Annotated in this window: 18 protein-coding genes and 1 riboswitch; of the genes, 5 read left to right on the forward strand and 13 right to left on the reverse strand. The window is 66.1% G+C overall.

What is annotated here, in order from left to right; genetic code table 11:
* Positions 1 to 2: 2 nt before the first annotated feature.
* Both QX094_RS09840 and QX094_RS09845 read right to left on the reverse strand, forming a co-directional pair.
* Positions 3 to 1,481, reverse strand: a complete 1,479-nt coding sequence (locus QX094_RS09840; RefSeq protein WP_316187877.1) for an MATE family efflux transporter — start codon at positions 1,479 to 1,481, stop codon at positions 3 to 5.
* Positions 1,482 to 1,611: 130 nt separating this feature from the next.
* On the reverse strand, positions 1,612 to 2,718 hold the full coding sequence (locus tag QX094_RS09845; protein WP_315717150.1) for a 2'-deoxycytidine 5'-triphosphate deaminase: 1,107 nt from the start codon (positions 2,716 to 2,718) through the stop codon (positions 1,612 to 1,614).
* 112 nt (positions 2,719 to 2,830) lie between these two features.
* Positions 2,831 to 2,910: riboswitch (SAM riboswitch) on the forward strand.
* Positions 2,911 to 2,986: 76 nt separating this feature from the next.
* On the opposite strand from QX094_RS09845, the gene QX094_RS09850 reads away from it, so the two are divergent.
* The gene (locus tag QX094_RS09850) at positions 2,987 to 4,195 is read left to right on the forward strand and encodes an O-succinylhomoserine sulfhydrylase (protein WP_315717149.1); all 1,209 of its coding nucleotides are present in this window, start codon (positions 2,987 to 2,989) and stop codon (positions 4,193 to 4,195) included.
* 77 nt (positions 4,196 to 4,272) lie between these two features.
* Here QX094_RS09850 and QX094_RS09855 read toward each other — a convergent pair whose 3' ends face one another.
* Genes QX094_RS09855 through QX094_RS09865 form a run of 3 tightly spaced genes read right to left on the reverse strand, consistent with a single transcriptional unit; the run spans position 4,273 to position 7,533 of the window.
* On the reverse strand, positions 4,273 to 5,433 hold the full coding sequence (locus tag QX094_RS09855) for a GDSL-type esterase/lipase family protein (protein ID WP_315717148.1): 1,161 nt from the start codon (positions 5,431 to 5,433) through the stop codon (positions 4,273 to 4,275).
* Positions 5,434 to 5,446: 13 nt separating this feature from the next.
* Positions 5,447 to 6,205, reverse strand: coding sequence for an SGNH/GDSL hydrolase family protein (locus tag QX094_RS09860; RefSeq protein WP_315717147.1), 759 nt, complete (start codon positions 6,203 to 6,205; stop codon positions 5,447 to 5,449).
* Positions 6,205 to 7,533: an OpgC domain-containing protein gene (locus QX094_RS09865; RefSeq protein WP_315717146.1), complete on the reverse strand. Its 1,329-nt coding sequence runs from the start codon at positions 7,531 to 7,533 to the stop codon at positions 6,205 to 6,207. The genes QX094_RS09860 and QX094_RS09865 overlap by 1 nt, the downstream gene beginning before the upstream one ends.
* A gap of 324 nt (positions 7,534 to 7,857) precedes the next feature.
* Between QX094_RS09865 and apaG the strand changes: the two genes are divergently transcribed.
* The gene (apaG, locus tag QX094_RS09870; protein WP_315717145.1) at positions 7,858 to 8,250 is read left to right on the forward strand and encodes a Co2+/Mg2+ efflux protein ApaG; all 393 of its coding nucleotides are present in this window, start codon (positions 7,858 to 7,860) and stop codon (positions 8,248 to 8,250) included.
* Between the two features lie 838 nt (positions 8,251 to 9,088).
* Here apaG and QX094_RS09875 read toward each other — a convergent pair.
* From QX094_RS09875 to QX094_RS09885, 3 genes are all read right to left on the reverse strand, one after another.
* On the reverse strand, positions 9,089 to 10,084 hold the full coding sequence (locus QX094_RS09875; RefSeq protein WP_315717144.1) for an Hsp33 family molecular chaperone: 996 nt from the start codon (positions 10,082 to 10,084) through the stop codon (positions 9,089 to 9,091).
* A gap of 252 nt (positions 10,085 to 10,336) precedes the next feature.
* Entirely contained in the window at positions 10,337 to 11,263 is a 927-nt protein-coding gene (gene argF, locus QX094_RS09880) for an ornithine carbamoyltransferase (protein WP_315717175.1), read from the reverse strand.
* An 8-nt stretch (positions 11,264 to 11,271) separates the two neighbouring features.
* The gene (locus QX094_RS09885; RefSeq protein WP_315717143.1) at positions 11,272 to 12,483 is read right to left on the reverse strand and encodes an aspartate aminotransferase family protein; all 1,212 of its coding nucleotides are present in this window, start codon (positions 12,481 to 12,483) and stop codon (positions 11,272 to 11,274) included.
* Between the two features lie 477 nt (positions 12,484 to 12,960).
* Here QX094_RS09885 and QX094_RS09890 point away from each other — a divergent pair, with 477 nt between their 5' ends.
* A complete protein-coding gene (locus tag QX094_RS09890) occupies positions 12,961 to 13,476 on the forward strand; it encodes a GcrA family cell cycle regulator (RefSeq protein ID WP_315717142.1) in 516 nt (171 codons plus the stop codon).
* Between the two features lie 122 nt (positions 13,477 to 13,598).
* Here the strand turns inward: QX094_RS09890 and QX094_RS09895 are convergent, their stop codons facing one another.
* The 4 genes from QX094_RS09895 to QX094_RS09910 form a co-directional block, all read right to left on the reverse strand.
* Positions 13,599 to 14,906 carry an ATP-binding protein gene (locus QX094_RS09895; RefSeq protein WP_315717141.1) on the reverse strand — a complete coding sequence of 436 codons (1,308 nt, stop codon included), beginning with the start codon at positions 14,904 to 14,906 and terminating at the stop codon, positions 13,599 to 13,601.
* A 28-nt stretch (positions 14,907 to 14,934) separates the two neighbouring features.
* Positions 14,935 to 15,990 (reverse strand): lysylphosphatidylglycerol synthase domain-containing protein, encoded by a 1,056-nt coding sequence (locus QX094_RS09900; protein ID WP_315751236.1) that lies wholly within the window; start codon positions 15,988 to 15,990, stop codon positions 14,935 to 14,937.
* A gap of 502 nt (positions 15,991 to 16,492) precedes the next feature.
* Positions 16,493 to 16,798 (reverse strand): hypothetical protein, encoded by a 306-nt coding sequence (locus QX094_RS09905; RefSeq protein ID WP_315717139.1) that lies wholly within the window; start codon positions 16,796 to 16,798, stop codon positions 16,493 to 16,495.
* 4 nt (positions 16,799 to 16,802) lie between these two features.
* Positions 16,803 to 18,197, reverse strand: a complete 1,395-nt coding sequence (locus tag QX094_RS09910) for an OmpA family protein (protein ID WP_316173219.1) — start codon at positions 18,195 to 18,197, stop codon at positions 16,803 to 16,805.
* A 164-nt stretch (positions 18,198 to 18,361) separates the two neighbouring features.
* Here QX094_RS09910 and QX094_RS09915 point away from each other — a divergent pair, with 164 nt between their 5' ends.
* Together QX094_RS09915 and QX094_RS09920 are read left to right on the forward strand one after the other, a co-directional pair.
* Positions 18,362 to 19,420: a polysaccharide deacetylase family protein gene (locus QX094_RS09915; RefSeq protein WP_316173220.1), complete on the forward strand. Its 1,059-nt coding sequence runs from the start codon at positions 18,362 to 18,364 to the stop codon at positions 19,418 to 19,420.
* A 117-nt stretch (positions 19,421 to 19,537) separates the two neighbouring features.
* Entirely contained in the window at positions 19,538 to 20,347 is an 810-nt protein-coding gene (locus QX094_RS09920) for an SDR family oxidoreductase (protein WP_316173221.1), read from the forward strand.
* A 121-nt stretch (positions 20,348 to 20,468) separates the two neighbouring features.
* On the opposite strand, the gene boxB is transcribed toward QX094_RS09920, so the two are convergent.
* Positions 20,469 to 21,920: a benzoyl-CoA 2,3-epoxidase subunit BoxB gene (gene boxB / locus QX094_RS09925; protein ID WP_316187878.1), complete on the reverse strand. Its 1,452-nt coding sequence runs from the start codon at positions 21,918 to 21,920 to the stop codon at positions 20,469 to 20,471.
* Positions 21,921 to 21,961: the final 41 nt, after the last annotated feature.

The following is a 21,961-nucleotide window of genomic DNA, read 5'->3' on the forward strand; positions in this document are numbered from 1 at the left end:
GCTCAGCCGATACGCGCCGGCGGCGGCCCGCGCGAGTCAAGGCCGCGTCCGGCCGTCAGCACGGCCGGGCGCAGCTCCAGCGCTACGGCCGGCTTCGGGCCCCAGCGGGTGAGCATGAAGCTGGCGAGCGTCAGCACCCCGAGCAGGACCATCGAGGACGCCGCCAGCATGAAGAAGTCGCCCTCGGTCGCGGCACGGCTCAGCAGATAGCTGCCACCCGCAGCGATGAACACCAGCCGCACCGTCTGTGCCAGCACCGGACCGAGCACCCTGGCGGCGCCCTGCGAGGAGAAATACATCGAGATCGCCAGGCCGATGAAGGCATACATCGGCGCCGCGACCTGGAGATAGTGCCGGCCCGCGCTGCGCGCGCTCTCGTCCTGGGTGAAGATGTCGACCCACAATTGCGGGACGATCGCGATCAGCGTCGACAGCGCGCCCACCGACGCGAACGACACCAGTCCCGCCGTCCAGGCGATGCGGCGGGCGCGCGCGATTCTCCCCGCACCGATCGCCATGCCGACCATCGGCACCGAGGCCATGCCGACGGAGAATGCGACCGTGGTCATCATGAACTCGAGCCGCGCGCCGATGCCGTAGCCGGCGAGCACGGCGGTGCCGAACGACGCCAGCATATGCGTGAAGATCGCGATCGACAGCACGGATTGCAGCGGCGAGAAGCAGGCGACGGCGCCGACCTTGAGAATGTCGGCGAACATCGCGCCGCTGATCTTCAGGCCCCGCAGCTTCGGCCGCACGCGCGCGCGGCCGGAGAACAGGTACCAGCCCATCACCGAGATGCTGACGCAGAACGCCAGCAGCGCGCCGGCGGCGACGCCGCGCATGCCGAGCCCGAGGACCAGGCTGAGCGTGCCGCCCAATACGATCTGCAGCAGCGCCGAGCTGAGGATCATGAACGACGGCAGCTTCATGTTGCCGGTGCCGCGCAGGATGCCAGCCATCGAGTTCATCAGCCAGGGCAGGATCGCGCCGCCGAAGAAGATCTGCAGATAGGCCGTGGCATGGCTCAGCACCGCGCCGCGGCCGCCGAGCACCTCCAGCAAGGCAGGGCCGAACGCCAGCATGCCGATCATGAAGGTCGCGCCGAACAATAGCGCGATCAGCAGCGCGTGCGTGGCGAGCGTCGAGGCCCGCTCGGCGTCGCCGGCGCCGAGCGCGCGCGCGATCGCCGAGGCCACGCCGCCGCCCATCGCGCCGCCGGACATCGTCATGGTCAGGATCACCAGCGGAAACACCAGCGCCATCGCCGCCAGCGCCTCGATACCGAGCCGGCCGATATAGGAGGTCTCGGCGATGACGACGCAGGTGCCGGCCGTGTTCGCGATGATGTTGGGCCAGGCCAGCGACAGCAGGGTGCGCAGGATGGGTCCGTCGACGAGCTTATTCCGGACCGGCTTCTCGGGGGGCGGCAACGCACGCCCCTCGCCGACCGGATTGTCGGCCAGGCCGATCTCGGACATCTCAGCTCCCCGCTCGGCCGCGCAGGCCGCGGCCGTGTTATCGTTCGATTGCTCTCGCTTTCCTAGCACGGCGCTGGCGCGCGCCCTGTGCGGCTGGCGCATTGGGGGTGCGCGGCAGACGCAGCCGCGCTCAGAGACGGAAATGCTTGGAGAGCTTCAGGCCCTGGGCCTGGTAGTTGGAGCCGATGCGGCTGCCATACATCGCATTCGGTCGCGCCAGCATCTTCTCGTAGACGAGACGGCCGACGATCTGGCCGTGCTCGAGGATGAACGGCACCTCGCGCGAGCGCACCTCGAGCACCGCGCGCGAGCCCTGCCCGCCGGCGCCGGCATAGCCGAAGCCGGGATCGAAGAAGCCGGCATAGTGGACGCGGAATTCGCCGACCAGCGGATCGAACGGCACCATCTCCGCGGCGTAGTCCGGCGGCACCTGCACGGCCTCCTTGGAGGCCAGGATGTAGAACTCGCCGGGATCGAGAATGAGGCTGCCGTCGGGACGTGCCTTGATCGGCTCCCAGAACTCCTCGACCGGATAGCCGGCGCGGCGGTCGACGTCGACGACGCCGGTGTGGCGCTTGGCGCGATAGCCGACATTGCCGTTCGCATTGCTGCCGGACAGGTCGACGGAAAGCGCGACGCCGCCGGTGAGATCGGCATCGTCGCGATCCACCAGTCGCTCGGCCTGGTGCAGCGCGATCAGTTCGTCCTCCGACAGGACCGCGTCGCGATAGCGGAAGCGAACCTGGGACAGGCGCGAGCCCTCGCGCAGCAGGACCGGGAACGTCTTCGGGCTGATCTCGGCATAGAGCGGGCCGTGATAGCCCGCGCCGATCATGTCGAAGCGTCGCGTGCCGTCGGCGATCACGCGGGTGAACACGTCGAGCCGCCCGGTCGAGCTTTTCGGATTGGCGGCCGCGACGATGTCCTTCGGCAGCGCCAAGCTCTCCAACAGCGGCACGATGTAGACGCAGTTGGTCTCCAGCACCGCGCCGTCGGCAAGTGCGAATTCGTGCAGCTTGAGCTCGTCGATGCGCTCGGCGACCGTCGCGCCCGGCCCGGGCAGGAAGCTCGCACGCACGCGATAGGCGATGTCGCCGAGCCGCAGATCGAGGCTCGCCGGCTGGATCTGGCTCTCGACGAAATCATATTCGGGGATGATCAGGCCAGCCTCCGTCATCGCCACGATCATGCGATCGGGGAGGATGCCGTGGGCGTCGGGGCTGAGCGAAAACGGCAAGACCTGATCCTTTGCAGGCGCCGGAACGGCGGCTTATGGAGCCAATATAGGGTCTTTTGACCGGTTATCCGATGGCTGGCTTGACGGAAAGGCCGGTTGCGACTATGAGCACGACTTATCCCGTGGTGATTTGAGCCGGCCGGCTTGCAGCCACGTTAAATAAGTCGCTAAACAGGCCGGGGACGAATGTGATCCCGGCCTTGAGGTTTTGTCCCAGGCCGGTTTTTTTGTGCCCATCGCCCGAGGCGGTGGCCACGATGGAGGTCACATGTCGAAGTCCCCCGCGAAGGCGCCGGCGTCGTTCGCCCACTATCGTCCCGAAACGAGGCTGGTGCATTCTGGCACCTTGCGCTCCGAATTCGGCGAGACCGCCGAGGCGCTCTATCTCACCCAAGGGTTCGTCTACGCCACCGCCGAGGAATGCGAGGCGCGCTTCAAGGGCGAGGATCCCGGCTTCATCTATTCGCGCTTCTCCAATCCCACCACGGCGATGTTCGAGCGCCGCATGATCGAGCTCGAGGGCGCCGAGGCCTGCCGCTCGGCCGCAACCGGAATGGCCGCGGTCACCACGGCAATCCTGGCTCCCCTCCGTGCCGGCGACCACGTCGTCGCGGCCAAGGCGCTGTTCGGCTCGTGCCGCTACGTGGTCGAGGATCTCTTGCCGCGCTACGGCATCGAGTCGACCCTGGTCGATGGGCTCGACCTCGCCCAGTGGCAGAAGGCGGTCAGACCCAACACCAAGTCGTTCTTCCTGGAGAGCCCGACCAATCCGACGCTCGACGTGATGGACATCCCCGCCATCGCCGAGATCGCGCACGCCCATGGCGCGCGGCTGATCGTCGACAACGTGTTCGCCACCCCGATCTGGCAGAGCCCGCTCGCGCTCGGCGCTGACGTCGTGGTGTATTCCGCGACCAAGCACATCGACGGCCAAGGTCGCTGTCTCGGCGGTGTGATCCTGTCGTCGGAGGCGTTCATCGCCGAGCACATCCACAATTTCATGCGCCAGACCGGCCCGTCGATCTCGCCGTTCAACGCCTGGGTCCTGCTCAAGGGCCTGGAGACCCTGGCGGTGCGCGTGCGCGCGCAGACCGAGACGGCGGCGAAGGTGGCCGACTTCCTCGCCGCGCATCGGAAGATCTCGCGGCTGATCTATCCGGGCCGCGAGGACCATCCGCAGGCGGCAACCGTCCGCAAGCAGATGCGCGCCGGCTCGACCCTGGTCGGCTTCGAGGTCAAGGGCGGCAAGGCGGCGGCGTTCCGCACGCTCAACGGGCTCAAGCTCGCGCGCATCTCCAACAATCTCGGCGACGCCAAGACGCTGGTCACGCACCCGGCGACGACGACGCATCAGCGGCTGACGCCGGAGGCGCGCGCCGAGCTCGGCATCAGCGAGGGCTTCATCCGCTTCTCCGCCGGACTCGAGCATGCCGACGATCTGATCGAGGATCTCGACGCCGCCCTCAACGCGGCGTAGCGAATGGCGAATAGAGAGTAGCGAGTAGTAGGATCTCTTTCTCTATTCGCTACTCGCTGTTCCCCACTCGCCCTCGATCACATCGGCCGATAGGTCGGCACCTCGGCCGGTGCGTTGATGCCGAGCTTGACCTGGCCGACCGAGCGGATGATGTCGTCGCCGAGCAACTGGGCGAAGCAGGCATAGCCCCAATCGCTCATGTGCAGGCCGTCCGAGATCACGAACTCGTTGATCGGGATCGCCTGGCGCTCGTGCCAGTCGCGCATCACCTCGAAGCGCGGGAAGATGCCGGCGTGATGCAGCTCGGCAATACGCCCGAGCAGCTTGTTCATGCGGCTGGCGTTCTCCGAGCGCTCGTTGACGCGCGGCGAATATTGCAGGTCGACCAGCACGACATCGGAGGCCGCCGCCTGGATCTTGGCAACGCCATCCTCGACCAGCCTGGCGGTCTCGGCCGGATCGAGATCGCGCAGCACGGCATTGGTGCCGACCTGCCAGATCACGAGATCCGGACGCCGGTCGATCACCGACGTCTCCAGTCGCTTCATCATCTCCGGCGCATCCTCGCCGCCGACGCCGGCATTGATGACGCTGATGTCGACCATCGGATATTGCCGGCGCAACTGCGCGGCGAGCCGGTTCGGATAGGTGTAGTCCGGCGCGCTCGCGCCAAAGCCCTGCGTCGACGATGAGCCGAAGGCGACGATCACGACCGGCAGGCCGGAGGCGAGCTTGTTGGCGACGTGCGGCAGCGAAATGAAGTTCTTCTTGGCGACACCCTTCGGCGGCAGGCACGGCACGCGGTTGAAGATGTCGGTGGCCGATTTGGCGACCTGCTTGACCTTGTCGATCGCCCGCTCGGTGATGCTGCGCGATTGCGGCGGCGTGGCCGCGACGGCCTGCCCGGCTGCAGCCGGCGGCTGTGCATCGGTCATGGCCGGCGCGGTCGTCGCCGCGGGCGGCGAGGTCGTGGCCGCCGGGCGCACCGCGGCGATCGGCCCGCGCATCTGATCGTTCGCCTGCGCCAATGTGATGTGACCGGTGCTCGGTCGCAGCTCGCTGATCAACGGAGGCTTCGGACCGGAGCTCTCCACATCGGAAAGCGCGGCGGGTGCAGCCGGCGCTGCGCTCTGCGCCCGTACCTTCTGCGGGCTCAGCGCGAGGGCGATGGCAATGACCGCAACGGCCGAAAGCTTCTCCCATGTCCCGGATACGCGGTGACACTCATTCGACGTCATGAACGACATAATCCTAGTTCTGCTGCGCCGGCCCGATATGCGCCGCGTCGATGATGAACTTCGACAGCGCCCGGCCGATGCAGTCATGAACCTGCCTGGCCAGCTCGACCCCGTGCGTCGGATTGAACAGGTCGAAATCGCCCTGCTCGTTCCACTGCCGCATGATGGCAAACCGATCGAACAGCGGGATGTCGCGCTGCTGCGCCACCACACGCATGTTGTCGACATAGGGCGGCACGGAGATCAATGTTTCCGTCCGCGGACTGTATTGCAGGTTCATCAAGACGACGTCAGCTCCCGCCTTCTGCAGCGTCGCCACACCGTCGTCGACCGCCTGCCGGAACTCATCAGGATCGATCGACCGCATGGCGTCGACCGTGCCGGTCTGCCAGATGACCAAATTAGGCCGTTTTCCTTCCACCAGTTTAACGAGATTGCCCGCGACCTCCTCGGCCGTCTTCTTGGGCTGCAGTTCGACGCTGAGATTGACGGTGACGGCCGGCAGCTTGTCCTTCAGCGCCGCCTGCAGACGGGCGGGGTAGGCATTTGCGTCGGAGGTGCTGACAATGGAGGATGAGCGGCTTCCGACGACGAGAATATCCAACGTGCGGCCATTCTTGACGGCGTCTGCAACCTTCGGGAGCGGGCTCTCGGTTGTCAGCAGGTAGGCCGGCACCTCGCAGTTCTGCGGCGCATCTTCCGCGCGCGCGGAGGCCGCCAGCGAAACAGCCAGCGCTGCGATACCCAACCTTAACCACGAGACGGACTTCATCAGCCCCCTCCCGCCAGATCGGCGTTGCTGCGCGCACCTTTTCGCGCGGCCCCCTTATCGGCCTCACGCTTGTACCACGAAATCAACGACGCCACCCCCCACATGATGAGGATGCCGCAAAGGCTGATCACCGCGTGCATCATGGCGCCGCCGGACACTTCGGCAAGGACGAAGTGGCCCGCAAACGCCAGAAACACGCCAAGACAGAAGATCTCGAGCGAGTGTTGCCCACAAACAATCAGCGGACGCAGCCACGGCGACTTCAAGAGCGGCCAATCCTTGCGCAAATAGTGCACGGTGAGTGCTGCGAGTGCGAGAAAATGCGCGAAACGCAACACGTCAAGGTCGGTCTTGTCGATCGGATACATCCACTGCTCGATTCGGCGCGGCATCAGATGGCCGAGCTGCGGAATGTACCAGGTCAGGGTCACGCAGAAGGCCGCGACCAGATAGGCGACGCAGAGCCCGAGCGTGATCGGTGAGTTGATGATGCGCGACATGCGCTGGGCGCCCCCGAGCGCGCACCAGGCCCCGAACACGAACAGGAGCTGCCAGGCGAACGGGTTGAACGCCCAGAAGCCGTTCGGATAGGCCGTCAGATAGAGATCGAGCTCCCAGGTGAGTGCGTAGAGAACGACCGAGAGCCCGAGCGTGACGTCAGGACGCCAGCGCATCAGCCACAGGATCAGCGGCAGGAACAGCATCAGCACGATGTAGAGCGGCAGCACGTCCATGTTGACGGGGCGGAAGCGCAGGATCAGCGCCTGCACGATCGTCACGTCCGGCTGCTTGAGAAAGTCCATGATCCCCATCTCTTCGGTGTAGAGCGGGTTCTCGAAGCTGGTCGCGACGTAGGAGATCTCGGCAAGGAAGATCGTGAACAGGAAGACGTGGGCGACGTAGATCTGCCAGACGCGGCGCAGGATGCGCGCGGTGGCGACGATGAAGCCGGCATCCTGCATCGCCCGGCCATAGACGAATGCCGCCGTGTAGCCGGAGATGAAGATGAAGATCTCGGTGGCGTCGGAGAAGCCGTAGTTGCGGATCGTGAACCAGGTCAGCAGGTTCGGCGGCAGGTGGTCGATGAAGATCAGCCAGAGCGCCAGCCCGCGAAACAGGTCGAGCCGCAGCTCGCGCTCGCCGACCGCCGGGAAGGTGATCGCAGGAGCAGCGGTGGTGGCGGGTGCAGCGGTGACGGCCGGCGCGGCCGCGACGGCAGATGCAGATGCAGCCGCGCTCGCCGCGGCGGCAGTCTCCGCAGCCGGCGCGGGTGCGGCGCTGGCGGCGGGGGCGGACGGTCCGGCAGGGCGATCGACAATCGACGTCATCAGGCACCGCGTCAAGGCTGCCAGCCCTCGAGGCCCGGCAGGGGAAATGTAGGGCTGCGCAGATTTTACGCAAGCGATGAAGGACTTATCAGCTGGGCCGTGCCCAGTTTTTCGACCTTGGCGGACGGCTGGTGGGCGATCGCACGGCGCAGGACAGGTCGATCGCCGCCAGGGTGCTGCCTGCCGCGCCCGATCCGAGTCCAAGGAATGGATCGCGCGTACGGCCGACAAAGTCCGCGATTCTTGTGCCATAATGCGGAACTGTGTTGAAAGCACGATGGCGTCGCGATTGGTTCCGGCGCGGGTTTCCGCTACAATGCCACCATGTATCGCGCCGTGACTCGCCACATCGAAGTGACCGTCGAACCGAACTTCCTGCCTGAGAAGTCGTCGGTGGCCGATGGCCGCTGGTTCTGGTCCTATACCGTCGTCATCACCAACAGCGGGGAGGAGACGGTGCGGCTGCGCAGCCGGCACTGGATCATCACCGATGGGATCGGCCGGCAGCAGGAGGTCCGCGGCGAGGGCGTGGTCGGCGAGCAGCCGGTGCTCGCGCCGGGCGAGCGCTTCGAATACACCTCCGGTGTCCCGCTCACCACCGCGTCCGGCTTCATGGCCGGCTCGTATCAAATGGAGAGCGAGAGCGGTGAGCACTTCGACATCGCCGTGCCGGCCTTCTCGCTCGACAGCCCCGAGGGCAAGCGGGTGTTGAACTAGCTGAGAAGGCATGCAGTCCGACTGCCCCAAGTCTCGTCTGCTCGCTGTCTCTTGTGCTGCAATACGACAGATCCTGCACCCGCGCCGCACGAAATCGTTCTCGCGACGCATCCCGCGCCCGAGCCTTGTCCATTCACCCGCCCTCTGCAAATAGAGGGCGCAGGGAAGGCCGGGCCTCGGCTGAGGCCTGCGGCCCGCCTGCAGAAAAAATGCAGGCGGCAGGTACCACAGGTTCAGCCGGAACGACCCGGCCCTCCCTGCGCGACGGTTTTAACGGCTGCTTCGCGTTCTCCCTGGTGCGCCGGGCTTGTTGGCCACCATCCTCAACGCGAAGCGGAGCTTCAGCGTGAGTTGATATCAGCATCGGGATATCAGGACCGCGCGACTTGACCGTACGTGCATCGCCGTTCGTCCGCGCAGACTGAACTACGCTGCGGCAACACACGCCCGTCGCATCCCGCTGCCAACGGTCCGTGACGGTCGCGAAACGCCCCTCGTGCGGCAGCAAGACGCGCGGAAATGTGCCAGTGATTTGCCCGACGGCACAAGCGGTTTGTTGCTGCGACCAATCAACGCGACGGGCATGGATGTGGCGTCGATCAGCGAGAAAGCCGATTTTCAACAACGAACTAATCGAGATCGCCGGCGCACACGAACTCCCGACGTTTTCTCCGACGCCGTGCGACGCAGCCTATCAAGCGTCGTCGCGAGGAGCGAAGCGACGACGCGATCCAGAACTGTCGAAGGACTGCGGATCGCGTCGCTGCGCTCGCGATGACGTACGGAGGGTTGTCGCTCGACCACGATCGGTACGACGCGCGGAGCGAGCGCAACAGAGTCAGTTCTCCGTCACGCCGGCTTCGTGCGGGGTGAAGTGATAGACCGAGGAGCAGAACTCGCAGGTGACGACGACCTTGTCGTCCTTGACCATGTCGGCGCGGTCCTGGGGCGAGAAGCTCTTCAGCATGTTGGCAACCGCATCGCGCGAGCAGGAACAGCGCGCCTGCAGCGGCACGAGGTCGAACACGCGCACGCCGCGCTCATGGAACAGGCGATACAGCAGCCGCTCGCCCGACAGCGCGGGATCGATCAGCTCGATATCCTCGACGGTCGCGACCAGCGACTGGCCCTCGACCCAGGCCTCGTCCTCCTCGATCGCATGCAGCTCGGTGCCTTCGGGCGCATCGCCGGGATGCAGGTCGGCTTGGCGCAAGCGCTCCGGCGCCTGCGGCAAAAATTGCGTCAGGAGGCCGCCGGCACGCCAGCGGTGCTTGCCGCCGCTCCACTCCTCGCCGACGGCGAGGCGCACGCGGGTCGGGATCTGCTCGGAGCGCAGGAAGTATTCATGAGCGGCCTCCTCCAGGCTGCCGCCGGTGAGCGCGACCAGCCCCTGGTAGCGGCTCATGTCGGCGCCCTGGTCGATGGTCATCGCCAGATGCCCCTTGCCGAGCAGGCCGCCGGAATCCTTGGCCTCCGCCAGCCGGGCTTCGTCGAAGCGGGCATAGGCACGCAGGCGGTCGGGTGCCTGGAAGTCGACCACCAGGAACGACACCGGGCCGTCGGTCTGGGTCTGCAGGATGAAGCGGCCGTCGAATTTCAGCGCGGAGCCGAGCAAGGTCGTCAGCACGATGGCCTCGCCGAGCAGCTTGCCCACGGGCGCGGGATAAGCGTGCTTGGTGAGAATGTCGTCGAGCGCCGGGCCCATGCGGGTCAGTCGCCCACGCAGATCGAGCGCCGCGACCTCGAACGGCAGCACGGCGTCGTCGACCGGCACCGCCGAGGGGGCGCGGCTGGTATCGAGGTTGATGTCGGTGTCGGGGGGATTGGTTGTCATGGGGCGTATTTGGGGATGATTGAAACGAATGGAAGGGCATCCCCGGCTGTCGTTCCGGCCTTGAGCCGGGACTCATACCGCGGATGCTATCGAGGAACGCCGGTGGTAGTCGCCGACGCTAAGCCGTAACCGACGAACCACGATCGCTCCAACTACGCCGAGCAACGGCCACAGCTGCAAATCAGTTCGATCACGCGGTATGGGTCCCGGCTCAAGGCCAGGACGACACCGGTGAAATTGCGCCGTCGAACCCTAAGCCCGCTCGCCGAAGCACCAGGCCAAGATGCCCTTCTGCGCATGCAGGCGGTTCTCGGCTTCGTCGAACACCACCGACTGCGGGCCGTCGATCACCTCGTCGGTGACCTCCTCGCCGCGGTGGGCCGGCAGGCAGTGCATGAACAGCGCCTCGGGCTTCGCCAGCGACATCAACTTGGAATTGACCTGATAGGGCTTGAGCAAATTGTGCCGATGCTCGCCATCCTTGTCGCCCATCGACACCCAGGTGTCGGTGACGACGCAGTCGGCGCCGGCGACAGCGACTTCCGGATCGTGGCCGAGATGGATGTCGGCCCGGGTGGCGCGGATGAAATCCTTCATCGGCTTGCCGGGCGACAGCTGCGGCGGGGTGGCGACGTTGAGCCGGAACTTGAAGCGCTCGGCGGCATGGGCCCAGGAGGCCAGCACGTTGTTGTCGTCGCCGGTCCAGGCCACGGTGCGGCCCTCGATGGAGCCGCGATGCTCCTCGAAGGTCATCACGTCGGCCATCACCTGGCAGGGATGCGAGCGCCGGGTCAGGCCGTTGATCACGGGCACGGTGGCATGCGCGGCAAGCTCGAGCAGCGCCTCGTGGCTGAGGATGCGGATCATGATGGCGTCGACATAGCGCGACAGCACGCGCGCGGTGTCGGCGATGGTCTCGCCGCGGCCGAGCTGCATCTCGGTGCCGGTCAGCATGATCGCCTCGCCGCCGAGCTGGCGCATGCCGACGTCGAACGACACGCGCGTGCGCGTCGACGGCTTGTCGAAGATCATCGCCAGCACCTTGCCCTCGAGCGGCTTCTTCGCCGGCTCGCGCGCCTTCAAGGTCTTCTTCATCGCGCTGGACAGCGCCAGCACGTTGCGCAGCTCCTCCACCGGCATCTCGGTGAGATCGAGGAAATGACGCGGCGTATTGCCCATGGTCTTGCTCATGATGCGGCCGCCTGCTTGGCAGGCCCGCCCGACAGCGCCGCACAGGCGCGATCGAGCATCTCGACCGATTGTTCGATTTCGGATTCGTTGACGATCAGCGGCGGCAGGAAGCGCACGACGTTGTCGCCCGCGCCGACGGTGAGCAGCTTCTGATCGCGCAGCGCCGTGACCAGATCGCCCGACGGCACCACCGCCTTGACGCCGATGAGAAGGCCCTCGCCGCGGATCTCGGAGATGATGTCGGGATGACGATCGAGAACGGCGGCGAGCTTCTGCTTCAACAGCAACGACATCTTGCGGACGTGATCGAAGAAGCCGGGCGCCAGCATCACGTCGAGCACGGCGTTGGCCGCGGCGACCGCCAGCGGATTGCCACCGAAGGTCGAGCCATGCGAGCCCGGCGTCATGCCCGACGCGGCCTCGGCCGTCGCAAGCACGGCGCCGATGGGAAAGCCGCCGCCGAGCGCCTTGGCCAGCGACATCACGTCCGGCGTGACGCCGAGCCAGCGATGCGCGAACAGATCGCCGGTGCGGCCCATGCCGGTCTGGACCTCGTCGATGACCAGCAACAAACCGTTGTCGTCGCAGAGCTGGCGCAGCGCCTTGTAGAACGGCAGCGGCGCGGTGCGCACGCCGCCCTCGCCCTGCACCGGCTCGACCAGGATGCCGGCGGTGTGCGGACCGATCGCCTTCTTCACGGCTTCGATGTCGCCGAACGGAACCTGATCGAAGCCGTCCATCGGCGGACCGAAGCCGTCGAGATATTTGGCCGACCCTGTCGCGGCGAGCGTGGCGAGCGTGCGACCGTGGAACGCGCCTTCGAACGTAATGATACGATAGCGTTCGGGATGTCCCTTGGCGGCGTGATATTTGCGCGTGATCTTGATCGCGCCTTCCATCGCCTCCGCGCCCGAATTGGCGAAGAACACGTAGTCGGCAAAGCTCTGCTCGCACAGCCGCGCGGCAAGGCGCTCGCCATCCGGGCTCTTGAACAGGTTCGACATGTGCCAGAGCTTGGCCGCCTGCTCCTGCAGCGCCTTGACCAGATGCGGATGCGCATGGCCGAGCGAATTGACTGCGACGCCCGAGGTGAAATCGAGATAACGGTCGCCATTGGTCGCGATCAGCCACGCGCCTTCGCCGCGCTCGAACGAAAGATCGACCCGGGCGAATACGGGGAGGAGATGCGTAGCGGCAACACTGGTCATGGCGGATCACATGAGCTGACGGGCCGGCCGAGACACGCGCCACGCGGCGCCATCGCGCATCAGGGACCCCACCCTGGAAAACAAAATGTGCCGCCTTTTCAAGGCGGCACGTGCATCTATTGTATGCGGGCAGCGGTGGGAGTCAACTACGCGTCAGCTGATGCATGGGGGGCCGGCCCGTGAGATTCCGGACGCCTGACACGCCTCGAGACACGCCACAGGGAACCACGGAATGTGTGGACTGCGGCCGCCGACTCTTGCGCGGGAGTCACGCCATATTGTAGCGTTTTCAACGTCGAGTACGACATCTCGTGCGGCAGTTCTGATCCCTCTCGAAGTTCTCTGAGTTTGCGTAACGTCCGGGTGCCTTGTGCGTGCCCGGCGAGGGACAAGGGATTCTGCCGCCAGGGATTTTCTTGAGACAGCATCGCAGCGCCGTCCCGGAATTGGCCGGCGCAACGCGAAGGGAAAGGTTCGATGACCGTATTGACCTGGTCCGACGATCGCGTCGAGCAACTGAAAAAACTCTGGGAAGCCGGACTGTCGGCCAGCCAGATCGCCGCGGAACTCGGAAACGTGACGCGCAACGCCGTGATTGGCAAGGTGCACCGGCTGGGCCTGTCCGGCCGCGCCAAGAGCCCGGCCACCGCGGCACCGCGCCAGCGCAAGGCGGCCCGCCCGGCACAGCCGATGATGCGGGTGGCGCGCCCGGTGGCGCGCGGCAACACGGCGCTCGCACAGGTTTTCGAGGTTGAGGCGGAGCCCGATCCGGTTGCATTCGACAACGTCGTGCCGATGAACCAGCGGCTGTCGCTGCTGGAGCTCAACGAGGCGACCTGCCACTGGCCGGTCGGCGATCCCTCGAGCGCGGATTTCTTCTTCTGCGGCGGCAAGGCGCTTTCCGGTCTGCCCTATTGCGCGCAGCATTCGCGCGTCGCCTATCAGCCCGCGGCCGACCGCCGCCGCCAGCCGGCGAAGTCGACCACGCGCTGAGGAAGTTGGCCGCGACGGGCGATGAGGATGCTCCGCATCGCCCTGGGATCTCCGGCGGCCTCAACTCACAACGACCATGGACGTGAGCCCGGCCCGCGCCGGGCCGCAGATGCGACGGGCGATCAGGCGCCCCGCGCCGGCTTCGACTGCGGAAAGCACGCCGTGAAGGCGGCACCGTTGCGCGGCACGCTTTCGATCAGCAGCCGGCCGCGATGGCGGTTGAGGATGTGCTTCACCAGGGAGAGGCCGAGCCCGGTGCCGCCTTGCGCGCGGCTGTCGCCGACATCGACGCGATAGAAGCGCTCGGTCAGGCGCGGCAGATGCTCGGGCGCGATGCCGGGGCCGAAATCGCGCACCTTGACCCGGATCTCCGGCGCGTTCTCGGCGGAGACGGCCTGCTCCAGCGAGACGATCACGCGCCCGCCCGAGGCGCCGTATTTCAGCGCGTTTTCGATCAGGTTCTCGAACACGCGCAGCAGCTCCTCGCGGTCGCCGGCGATCGTCACCGGCACGTCCGGCAGGCTGGTCTCGATCACCACCTGGCGCTCGCGCGCCAGCGACTCCAGCCCGTCGGTGACCTGGCGGATGATGGGGACGACGTCGACCATGGCGTGGGGCTGGACATGCGCCGACAGCTCCACCCGTGACAGCGACAGCAGATCGTCGATCAGCCGCGCCATGCGCGTCGCCTGGATGTGCATGATGCCGAGGAAGCGCTCGCGCGCCTTCGGATCGTCCTTGGCCGGCCCCTGCAGCGTATCGATGAAGCCCGAGAGCGCCGCCAGCGGCGTGCGCAGCTCGTGGCTCGCATTGGCGACGAAGTCGGCGCGCATTTCCTCGACCCGGCGCAGCGGGGTCAGATCGTGGAACGTCATCAGCATGCATTTGTCCGTGCCGCCGAACGCCGTCGGCACCGGCACCGGCGTGATGATCAGCTCCATCCAGCGATCGACCGGAACGTGATCGTGATAGGTGGCACGGCGGATCTCGGTGGTGGCGATCGCCTCGCGCAGCGCAGTGATGATCTCCGGCGTGCGCAGCGCGAACTGGGCGAGCTCGCCCTTGCGCAGGGCCGGCGCGAGCTGCGCGGCAGCGGCATTGAGGTGGATGACTCGGCCGGCGCGGTCGAGCAGCACGGCGGGATCGGGGATGCCCTCGACCACCGCGCTGACGGCCGGCGCCTCGACCGGGTTGGCGTGGCGCTCCTCCTCACGCTTGGCGACCGCGCCATGCAGCCGCCACGGCACCAGGGCGGCGGCGGAAATACACAGGAATACCGCCAGGGCCCGCAGCGGCAGCAGCTCGTCCAGCAGCACGAGCCCGGCAAGCGCGAGCGCCGCAGCGAGCAGGATGATCGCGGAATGGCGCAGCCGGTCCGGCCAGGGGGTGAAGATCGAGAGCGGCGTGTCGGAGGGAGCGTCGAGGGCCATCTCGTCCTACTGTTCCCTTGAGCTGGCGTCAGGCACCGGAATCGCTGCGTTTCCTCACAAAAGCGGCTTCCGGTGGGGGGCCCGGATCGAGGCTGAGCGCGGCCTGCCGCAGCCGTTTCGACCGCGTGCTGATGATAACCTCGCGAAACGTCAGCAAGATTACAGAAATGAGGAACGGCGCCAAATAATACAGCATCCGGAACAGGAGCATTCCGGCCAGCAGCTCCTCGCGGTCCATCTGCCACAGCCCGACCAGCATCGCGGCGTCGAACACGCCGAGCCCGCCGGGGGAATGGCTGGCGAAGCCGAGCAGGGTCGCCGAGACGAAGATCACAGCCACCACGACGAAGCCGAGATTGGGCTCGTCCGGCACCAGCACATACATCGCCAGCGCGCAGAAACCGAGGTCGATGATGCCGATCGCGATCTGCAGCAGGGTCAGGGGGCCGCTCGGCAGCACCACGGTCCACGGCCCGCGGCCGACCACGCGCGGCTTGGTCCATACCCAGGCGACATACCCCAACAGACCGACCAGGATCGCGATCGCCACCATGCGGTTGACCCAGGGCGGCAGCTGGTCGATCGAGGCGGCTGCCTCCGGATGATAGCTGATGCCGAGCCCGAGCACGGCCGCATTGCCGAGCCAGAACGTCAGGCCGGCAAGGAAGCAGATCTTGGCGACGTCGATGGCGTTCAGCCCATGGGCCGAATAGACGCGGTAGCGCACGGCACCGCCGGTGAAGACGCTGGCGCCGACATTGTGGCCGATCGAATAGCTGGTGAAGGCGGCCAGCGCGTTGACGCGGTAGGGCACGTGGTCGTGGCCAATCGCGCGCACCGCGAACAGATCGTAGAAGGTCAGCGTGAAATAGCCGGCGGCGACGAACAGCGCGGCGAGCGCGATCTGATGCGGCTCCGTGCTCTTGATCGCCTCGAGCACCTCGTAGGTGTCGATGCCGCGCAGCATGTGGTAGAGGACGTAGCAGGCGACCGCGATCACAGCGATGCTGATCAGCACGCCGAGCTTGTGCAGGACTTGCTTCTCGCGCAGGAACGTGGCCGCTCTGCGTATGGCTTCAAGCATCTACACCTCTCACCGTGATCCGATCACGACGGCCGGGGACGCCGCGCCCCGGAGGCCGCAGCATCATGTGCGCATACAACGCCCTCGTAGCGCGTTTCGACGCATTGGGGAACACGGAGCGTGCGAACAAAAGCGTACACATGGATATACTTAGCAGGCTTTGCGGAAATGCGATGCACCGTTTTGCCGCACATGAGGCAAGACATCAGGCAAAGGCATCGGACAAGGCATCATGCAGGACGGCGGGGCAGCGCACGTCCCCGCCAGCCTGCAAACCCCAGGTTAAACTTTGGTGAGGAACGCGAATCTCCGGGGCTTCCGGGGCGCCCAGCGGTTCGGCGGGTCAGCATGGCTCAACGATAAGCGCGAGCTGCGCGTTTGACAGGTTCGCGCCTCGTCAAACCTTCGTGTCTCGCAGTTGCGATGACCCGGGGCACGCGGACGGCGGGCGCGCCGCCGCAGTCTCGGCAGATGGCGTCGGGTGCAGTCCGGGGCGGCGGTCTCAGGCCGCCGATTTCGTCCGCATGCTGCGGATCACCACCAGCGCCCGAAGCCAGGTGCCGATGGCGCAGCCGACGAGGTAGGGCACGAACATGATCAGCAGCAGCTCGAGCCAGTAGCCGGCCCGGCCGGGAATCAGGCAGGCCACGGCCGTCGCGACCAGGCCGGCGGCCAGCGCCGCCAGCAGCCAGGTCAGCCAGCCCGACACGCGCGGGGCGCGATGCACCACGGCGACCCAGCCCATCGCCAGCCCGATGGCGAATGCGCCGGCCAGCCAGCCCCAGTGAAAGGCAACGAGATAGGCCATGACGTTACCTCACCACGAATTCGATGCGCCGGTTCTGCGCCCGGCCGTCGGCGGTGTCGTTGGCGGCGACCGGCTGGGTGCTGCCATAGCCGATCGCGCTGAAACGGTCGGCCGGCAGTCCGGCCTTGACCAGATAATCGACCACCGCCTGGGCGCGCTTCTGCGACAGCACCTGATTGGCGGCAGAGTCGCCGTCGGCATCGGTGTGCCCGATGATCTCGACATTGGCGGAGGGACAGCGGAACGCGATCTCGACGAGGCGGTCGAGCAGACCGGTGGAATCCCTGTCGAGGTCGCTGCGGCCGGTCTCGAACCGAATCTTGGCCTTGCCGAGCAGGTCGGAGAACAGCTGCTGGCACACCGTGGGATCGACCGGGGCGGCTGCCGGCTTCACCGTGATGTCGGCCTTCACCTGCCAGCCCTGTGGGACATCTTTGGCGAGCCCGGTCCGGATCTGGGCCGCTGCGGCGTCGTAAAGCGCATCACCGGAAATCTTGATGTCACGATCGGACACCACCAGCGTGCCGGTCGACAGCCGCGACAAGGCGCCCAACGCCGGCACCACCGCATTCACGAAATTGGTTGGCGCGCCGAGGCTGTTCTTGAGATTGTCCACGACCTTCTCGCTGAAGAATTTGCGCGATGAAGAGCCGACGACGACGGCGTGGATGTTCTCGTCGGGAACGTTGCCTGCAAGCGTCACGGTGACCGCGACCGGGTCCTTGTAGGCCTGGAAGACATAGGGCGGCGCCTTGACCTCGTTGCTGGCGACCTTGAAGCCGTCCGGCAGCTTTCCGAGCGCGGCCGCGATCGCCTCGCGGCCGCCGAGCTCGCGCGCCATGCCGGACAACGTGACTTCGCCGTCGGAGATCGTGAACTTGCCGTCCTTCAGCTTGGCGATCTGGCCGATCAGCAGCAGCGCCGCATCCTCGAAGCGCGGCGGCGCGCCGCGCGCCAGGCCCATCTGATCCGCGACCTCCACGCCCGGCAACGCCGCCCGGGTCGCGTCCATCAGCTTGCCCTTCAAGGCGGGCAGCGGCGCGCTGCCGCCCAGCGTCACCCGGACGACGTCGCGCTCGGCCGACCAGACGAAGGGCTTGGCCTCGGGGACCAGCCGCGTCTCGTCGTTGACGAGCCGCACGCCGGCCACGCCGTCCACCGCAGCGACCGCATCGCGGCGTCCGGCCTCGGAAAACGCATTGGCGCGCAGCGAGACATCGCGGCCGTCCACCGTGATGCTTGTCCTGTCGAGCACCGCCCCCGTCAGGACGGCCGAACTGCGGCCGGCGAGATCATTCTCCAGGGGAACGGTGCTGGTCCAGGCCGCGAGGCCCCAAAGCACGATCAGCGGAATGACGCCAGGCCACCATTTCCCGCTCCACCTGAAAAGTCCGCGCATTCGTCATCCGTCGCATCGAGGAAGCAGAGAGAAAACAAACCCTTGCATGCCTGTCAAACCGGAAATGAGGAGCGCCGCACGGTACGTTGTGACCGCAGGCTAAGGTTTTCTTCAATCATTCGTCGGTAACCTTGTCCTGACACTCACCGGGCCGCATATTTCAGATGAGGCGATTTCGCAAAACCTTTATCCGTGCCGGCCTGGAAGCGCTGTATCTGAGCGGCGCGCATGTCTGGCTGCGCCCGATCTTCTCGGGCGTGGGTGCGATCTATACGCTGCATCATGTGCGGCCGCCCCGCGACGCCGATTTCCAGCCCAATTGTCACCTCGAGGTCACGCCGGATTTCCTGCGCGAGATGTTGTCGCACCTGCGCGACCACGACATCGAGATCATCACCCTCGACGAGTTGCACAGCCGACTGGTGGCGAAGGACTTCTCGCGCCGCTTCGCCTGCTTCACCTTCGACGACGGCTATCGCGACAATCGCGATTTCGCGCTGCCTGTCATGCGCGAGTTCGATGCGCCGTTCACCATCTATGTGACGAGCGATTTCGCATCGGGACTGGGCCGGCTCTGGTGGGTGACGCTGGAGCGGCTGGTCGCGAAGACTGACGCGATCGACATCGAGATCGGCGGGCTGTCGCTGCAACTCGATGCATCGACGCCGGCCGCCAAATGCGTGACGTTCCAGCGCCTGCACGACTGGCTGCGCGCACTGCCGGGCGAGCACGACGTCCGGCGTGAGATCAGCGCGCTGTGCGCGCGCTACGACGTCGACGAGGCCTCGATCTGCCGTGAGCTCTGCCTGTCCTGGGACGAGCTCCGGGCGCTGTCGACTGAGCCATTGATCTCGATCGGCGCGCATTCGATCAGTCACTGCAATCTCGCCAAGCAGACCGAGGAGACGGCGCGCATCGAGATCGCCGACAGCCGTGCTCGAATCGAGAACGAGTTGCAGCGGCCGGTGCTGCACATGGCCTACCCCTACGGCGACCGCGCCGCCGCTTCCCAGCGCGAATTCGTGCTGGCGGCCGCGAGCGGCTACAAGACCGCCGTCACCACCCGGCCCGGCATGATCTTCGCGGAAAGCGCCGATCATCTCACGGCCCTGTCGCGCGTCTCGCTGAACGGCCATTACCAGCACGCCCGCGTGCTGCCGGTGCTGACCTCGGGCGCGGCCACCGCGATGTGGAACGGCTTTCGCCGCATCGACGCGGCATAGCCCCGCCATAACGTTGCCCTCCGATTGAATTGCGGCGAATTCGTGCGACTGCGTCTCACTTGACGTGCTGGCGCGTCCCGCTCACAAGCGCGCATGACATAAGGAAAGGGAGGCTTCATGCTCAGGAACTTGTTCTCACTCGAAGGACGCGTCGCGCTCGTCACCGGCGGCTCGCGCGGCATCGGCAAGATGATCGCATCCGGCCTGCTCGCGCATGGCGCGGCGAGGGTCTACATCACCGCGCGCAAGGCCGGGCCCTGCGAGGCGACCGCCAAGGCACTGACGACGGAATATGGCGGCGAATGCGTCGCGCTGCCGATCGACATTTCGACGATGGCCGGCATCGAGACGCTCGCGGGCGAGATCAAGAAGCGCGAGCCCAAGCTCGACATCCTCGTCAACAATGCCGGCGCAGCATGGGGCGCCGACTTCGACGAATTCCCGGAGAGCGGCTGGGACAAGGTGATGAACCTCAACCTCAAGACGCCGTTCTTCCTGACCAAGGCGCTCGCAGCTCCCTTGCGTGCGGCGGCCAGCGCCGAACGGCCGGCAAAGGTCATCAACATCGCCTCGATCGACGGCATCTTCGTCAACCCGCTCGAGACCTATTCCTATGCGGCGAGCAAATCCGGCCTGATCCATCTGACGCGGCGCATGGCGGCCAAGCTGATCAAGGACCACATCGTGGTGACCGCGATCGCGCCCGGACCGTTCAAGTCCGACATGAACAAGGCCGCGCGCGACAACGCCGACGAGGTCGCCTCGCGCGTGCCCGCTGGGCGCATCGGCACCGACGAGGACATGGCTGGCACGGCGATCTTCCTCGCCTCGCGCGCGGGCGACTACGTGGTGGGGAATACGATCGCGGTCGATGGCGGCATCGTCTACGCGAACCCGGGCATTCCGGGTGCGGGATGGGACAGCTGAGAAGGGCGAATAGCGAATAGCGAATAGCGAATAGCGAATAGCGAATAGCGAATAGCGAATAGCGAATAGCGAATAGGCTACTTCCCCTATTCGCTACTCGCAACTCGCTATTCGCCTCTCATCAAGTCTCGATCTTCACGTACTCGAAGTCACCCGGCTTGTTGTCGATCCCGACCTTCGGGGGCGCGATCCACGAGGCGTATTCGCCGATCTCGGTGACCGGCTTCATCAGCGAGGAGATGTAGGCGCCGTCGTCGGCCGACGGCAGCCAGTCGCCCTTGCGCTTCGCCCACGTGCCCTCGTCGATCAGGATGCCGTCGGGCGTCGCATGGACGTCCTTGAACTCGCCGATGGCGCGGTGGAAGGCGGTATGCGGCAGCTTGAGCTGGAAGTCGTAGCCTGCGGTCGTGATGATCTTGTTCCAGCGCAGCAGGCCCTTGACGCAGTCCTGCGAATAGTCGTCGCGCAGGCGCATGTTGAGCGCGGTCAGCGCCGGCTCGTCGACCCGCTTGATCTCGCCGTCGACCAGCTTGAGCACCGGATAGGTCGAGTTCTTGAGCTGGTGATCGTCCTGGATCTGGGTCTCGTGATAGCGGCCCTTGATGCCGGCATTGAAGGCATTGGCCGCGTTGGTCGAGACCTCCGAGCCGAACAGGTCGAGCGACAGCGTGTAGTGCAGGTTCAACTTCTTCTGGATGGTCGGCAGGTCGATCACGCCCAGCGCGCGGACCTTGGCGATGTCGGTGGGATCGTCGATCCCGGCGGCGCGCATCGCCTCGACCGTGCGCTGGATGACGCGGCCGACGCCGGTCTCGCCGACGAACATGTGATGCGCCTCCTCCGTCAGCATGAAGCGGCAGGTGCGCGACAGCGGATCGAAGCCGGACTGCGCGAGCGAGTGCAGCTGCATCTTGCCGTCGCGGTCGGTGAAGTAGGTGAACATGAAGAACGACAGCCAGTCCGGCGTCTTCTCGTTGAAGGCGCCGAGCATGCGCGGGCTGTCCGCATCGCCCGACCGGCGGCGCAGCAGCTCGTCGGCCTCCTCGCGGCCGTCGCGGCCGAAATATTTCTGCAGCAGGTAGACCATCGCCCAGAGGTGACGGCCCTCCTCGACGTTGACCTGGAACAGGTTGCGCATGTCGTAGAGCGACGGCGCCGTCTTGCCGAGATGGCGCTGCTGCTCGACCGAGGCCGGCTCGGTGTCGCCCTGGATCACGATCAGGCGGCGCATCAGCGCGCGATATTCGCCGGGAACCTCCTGCCAGGCCGGTTCGCCATAGTGCTCGCCGAACGGGATCTTGCGATCCTCTTCCTGCGGAGCCAGCAGGATGCCCCAGCGATAGTCGGGCATCTTGACGTAATCGAACTTCGCCCAGCCGCGCGGATCGACCGAATAGGCCGTGCGCAAGTACACCAGCGACTGCTGGAAGCCCTCGGGGCCCATGTCGTTCCACCAATCGACGTAGCCGGGATGCCAGCCTTCCAGCGCCTTGAGGACCTGGCGGTCCTCGGCGAGATTCACGTTGTTCGGAATCTTGGTCGAGTAGTCGACGTTCATGATGTTCATGTTCATGGCGTGCCTCCCTGAAATCTTCCCGGTGGTCATGCCCGGCC

This window comes from Bradyrhizobium sp. SZCCHNS1050 (assembly GCF_032484785.1).
GTDB lineage: Bacteria > Pseudomonadota > Alphaproteobacteria > Rhizobiales > Xanthobacteraceae > Bradyrhizobium.

Excerpts from the sequence above, each read along its gene's own strand:
- QX094_RS09875 (WP_315717144.1), bottom strand. The coding sequence starts at position 10,084 with ATGACAACCAATCCCCCCGACACCGACATCAACCTCGATACCAGCCGC.
- QX094_RS09915 (WP_316173220.1), top strand. The coding sequence starts at position 18,362 with ATGAGGCGATTTCGCAAAACCTTTATCCGTGCCGGCCTGGAAGCGCTG.
- QX094_RS09920 (WP_316173221.1), top strand. The coding sequence starts at position 19,538 with ATGCTCAGGAACTTGTTCTCACTCGAAGGACGCGTCGCGCTCGTCACC.
- QX094_RS09910 (WP_316173219.1), bottom strand. The coding sequence starts at position 18,197 with ATGCGCGGACTTTTCAGGTGGAGCGGGAAATGGTGGCCTGGCGTCATT.
- QX094_RS09840 (WP_316187877.1), bottom strand. The coding sequence starts at position 1,481 with ATGTCCGAGATCGGCCTGGCCGACAATCCGGTCGGCGAGGGGCGTGCG.
- apaG (WP_315717145.1), top strand. The coding sequence starts at position 7,858 with ATGTATCGCGCCGTGACTCGCCACATCGAAGTGACCGTCGAACCGAAC.
- QX094_RS09850 (WP_315717149.1), top strand. The coding sequence starts at position 2,987 with ATGTCGAAGTCCCCCGCGAAGGCGCCGGCGTCGTTCGCCCACTATCGT.
- QX094_RS09860 (WP_315717147.1), bottom strand. The coding sequence starts at position 6,205 with ATGAAGTCCGTCTCGTGGTTAAGGTTGGGTATCGCAGCGCTGGCTGTT.
- QX094_RS09900 (WP_315751236.1), bottom strand. The coding sequence starts at position 15,990 with ATGCTTGAAGCCATACGCAGAGCGGCCACGTTCCTGCGCGAGAAGCAA.
- QX094_RS09890 (WP_315717142.1), top strand. The coding sequence starts at position 12,961 with ATGACCGTATTGACCTGGTCCGACGATCGCGTCGAGCAACTGAAAAAA.
- QX094_RS09855 (WP_315717148.1), bottom strand. The coding sequence starts at position 5,433 with ATGACGTCGAATGAGTGTCACCGCGTATCCGGGACATGGGAGAAGCTT.
- QX094_RS09905 (WP_315717139.1), bottom strand. The coding sequence starts at position 16,798 with ATGGCCTATCTCGTTGCCTTTCACTGGGGCTGGCTGGCCGGCGCATTC.
- QX094_RS09895 (WP_315717141.1), bottom strand. The coding sequence starts at position 14,906 with ATGGCCCTCGACGCTCCCTCCGACACGCCGCTCTCGATCTTCACCCCC.
- QX094_RS09865 (WP_315717146.1), bottom strand. The coding sequence starts at position 7,533 with ATGACGTCGATTGTCGATCGCCCTGCCGGACCGTCCGCCCCCGCCGCC.
- argF (WP_315717175.1), bottom strand. The coding sequence starts at position 11,263 with ATGGGCAATACGCCGCGTCATTTCCTCGATCTCACCGAGATGCCGGTG.
- QX094_RS09885 (WP_315717143.1), bottom strand. The coding sequence starts at position 12,483 with ATGACCAGTGTTGCCGCTACGCATCTCCTCCCCGTATTCGCCCGGGTC.
- boxB (WP_316187878.1), bottom strand. The coding sequence starts at position 21,920 with ATGAACATGAACATCATGAACGTCGACTACTCGACCAAGATTCCGAAC.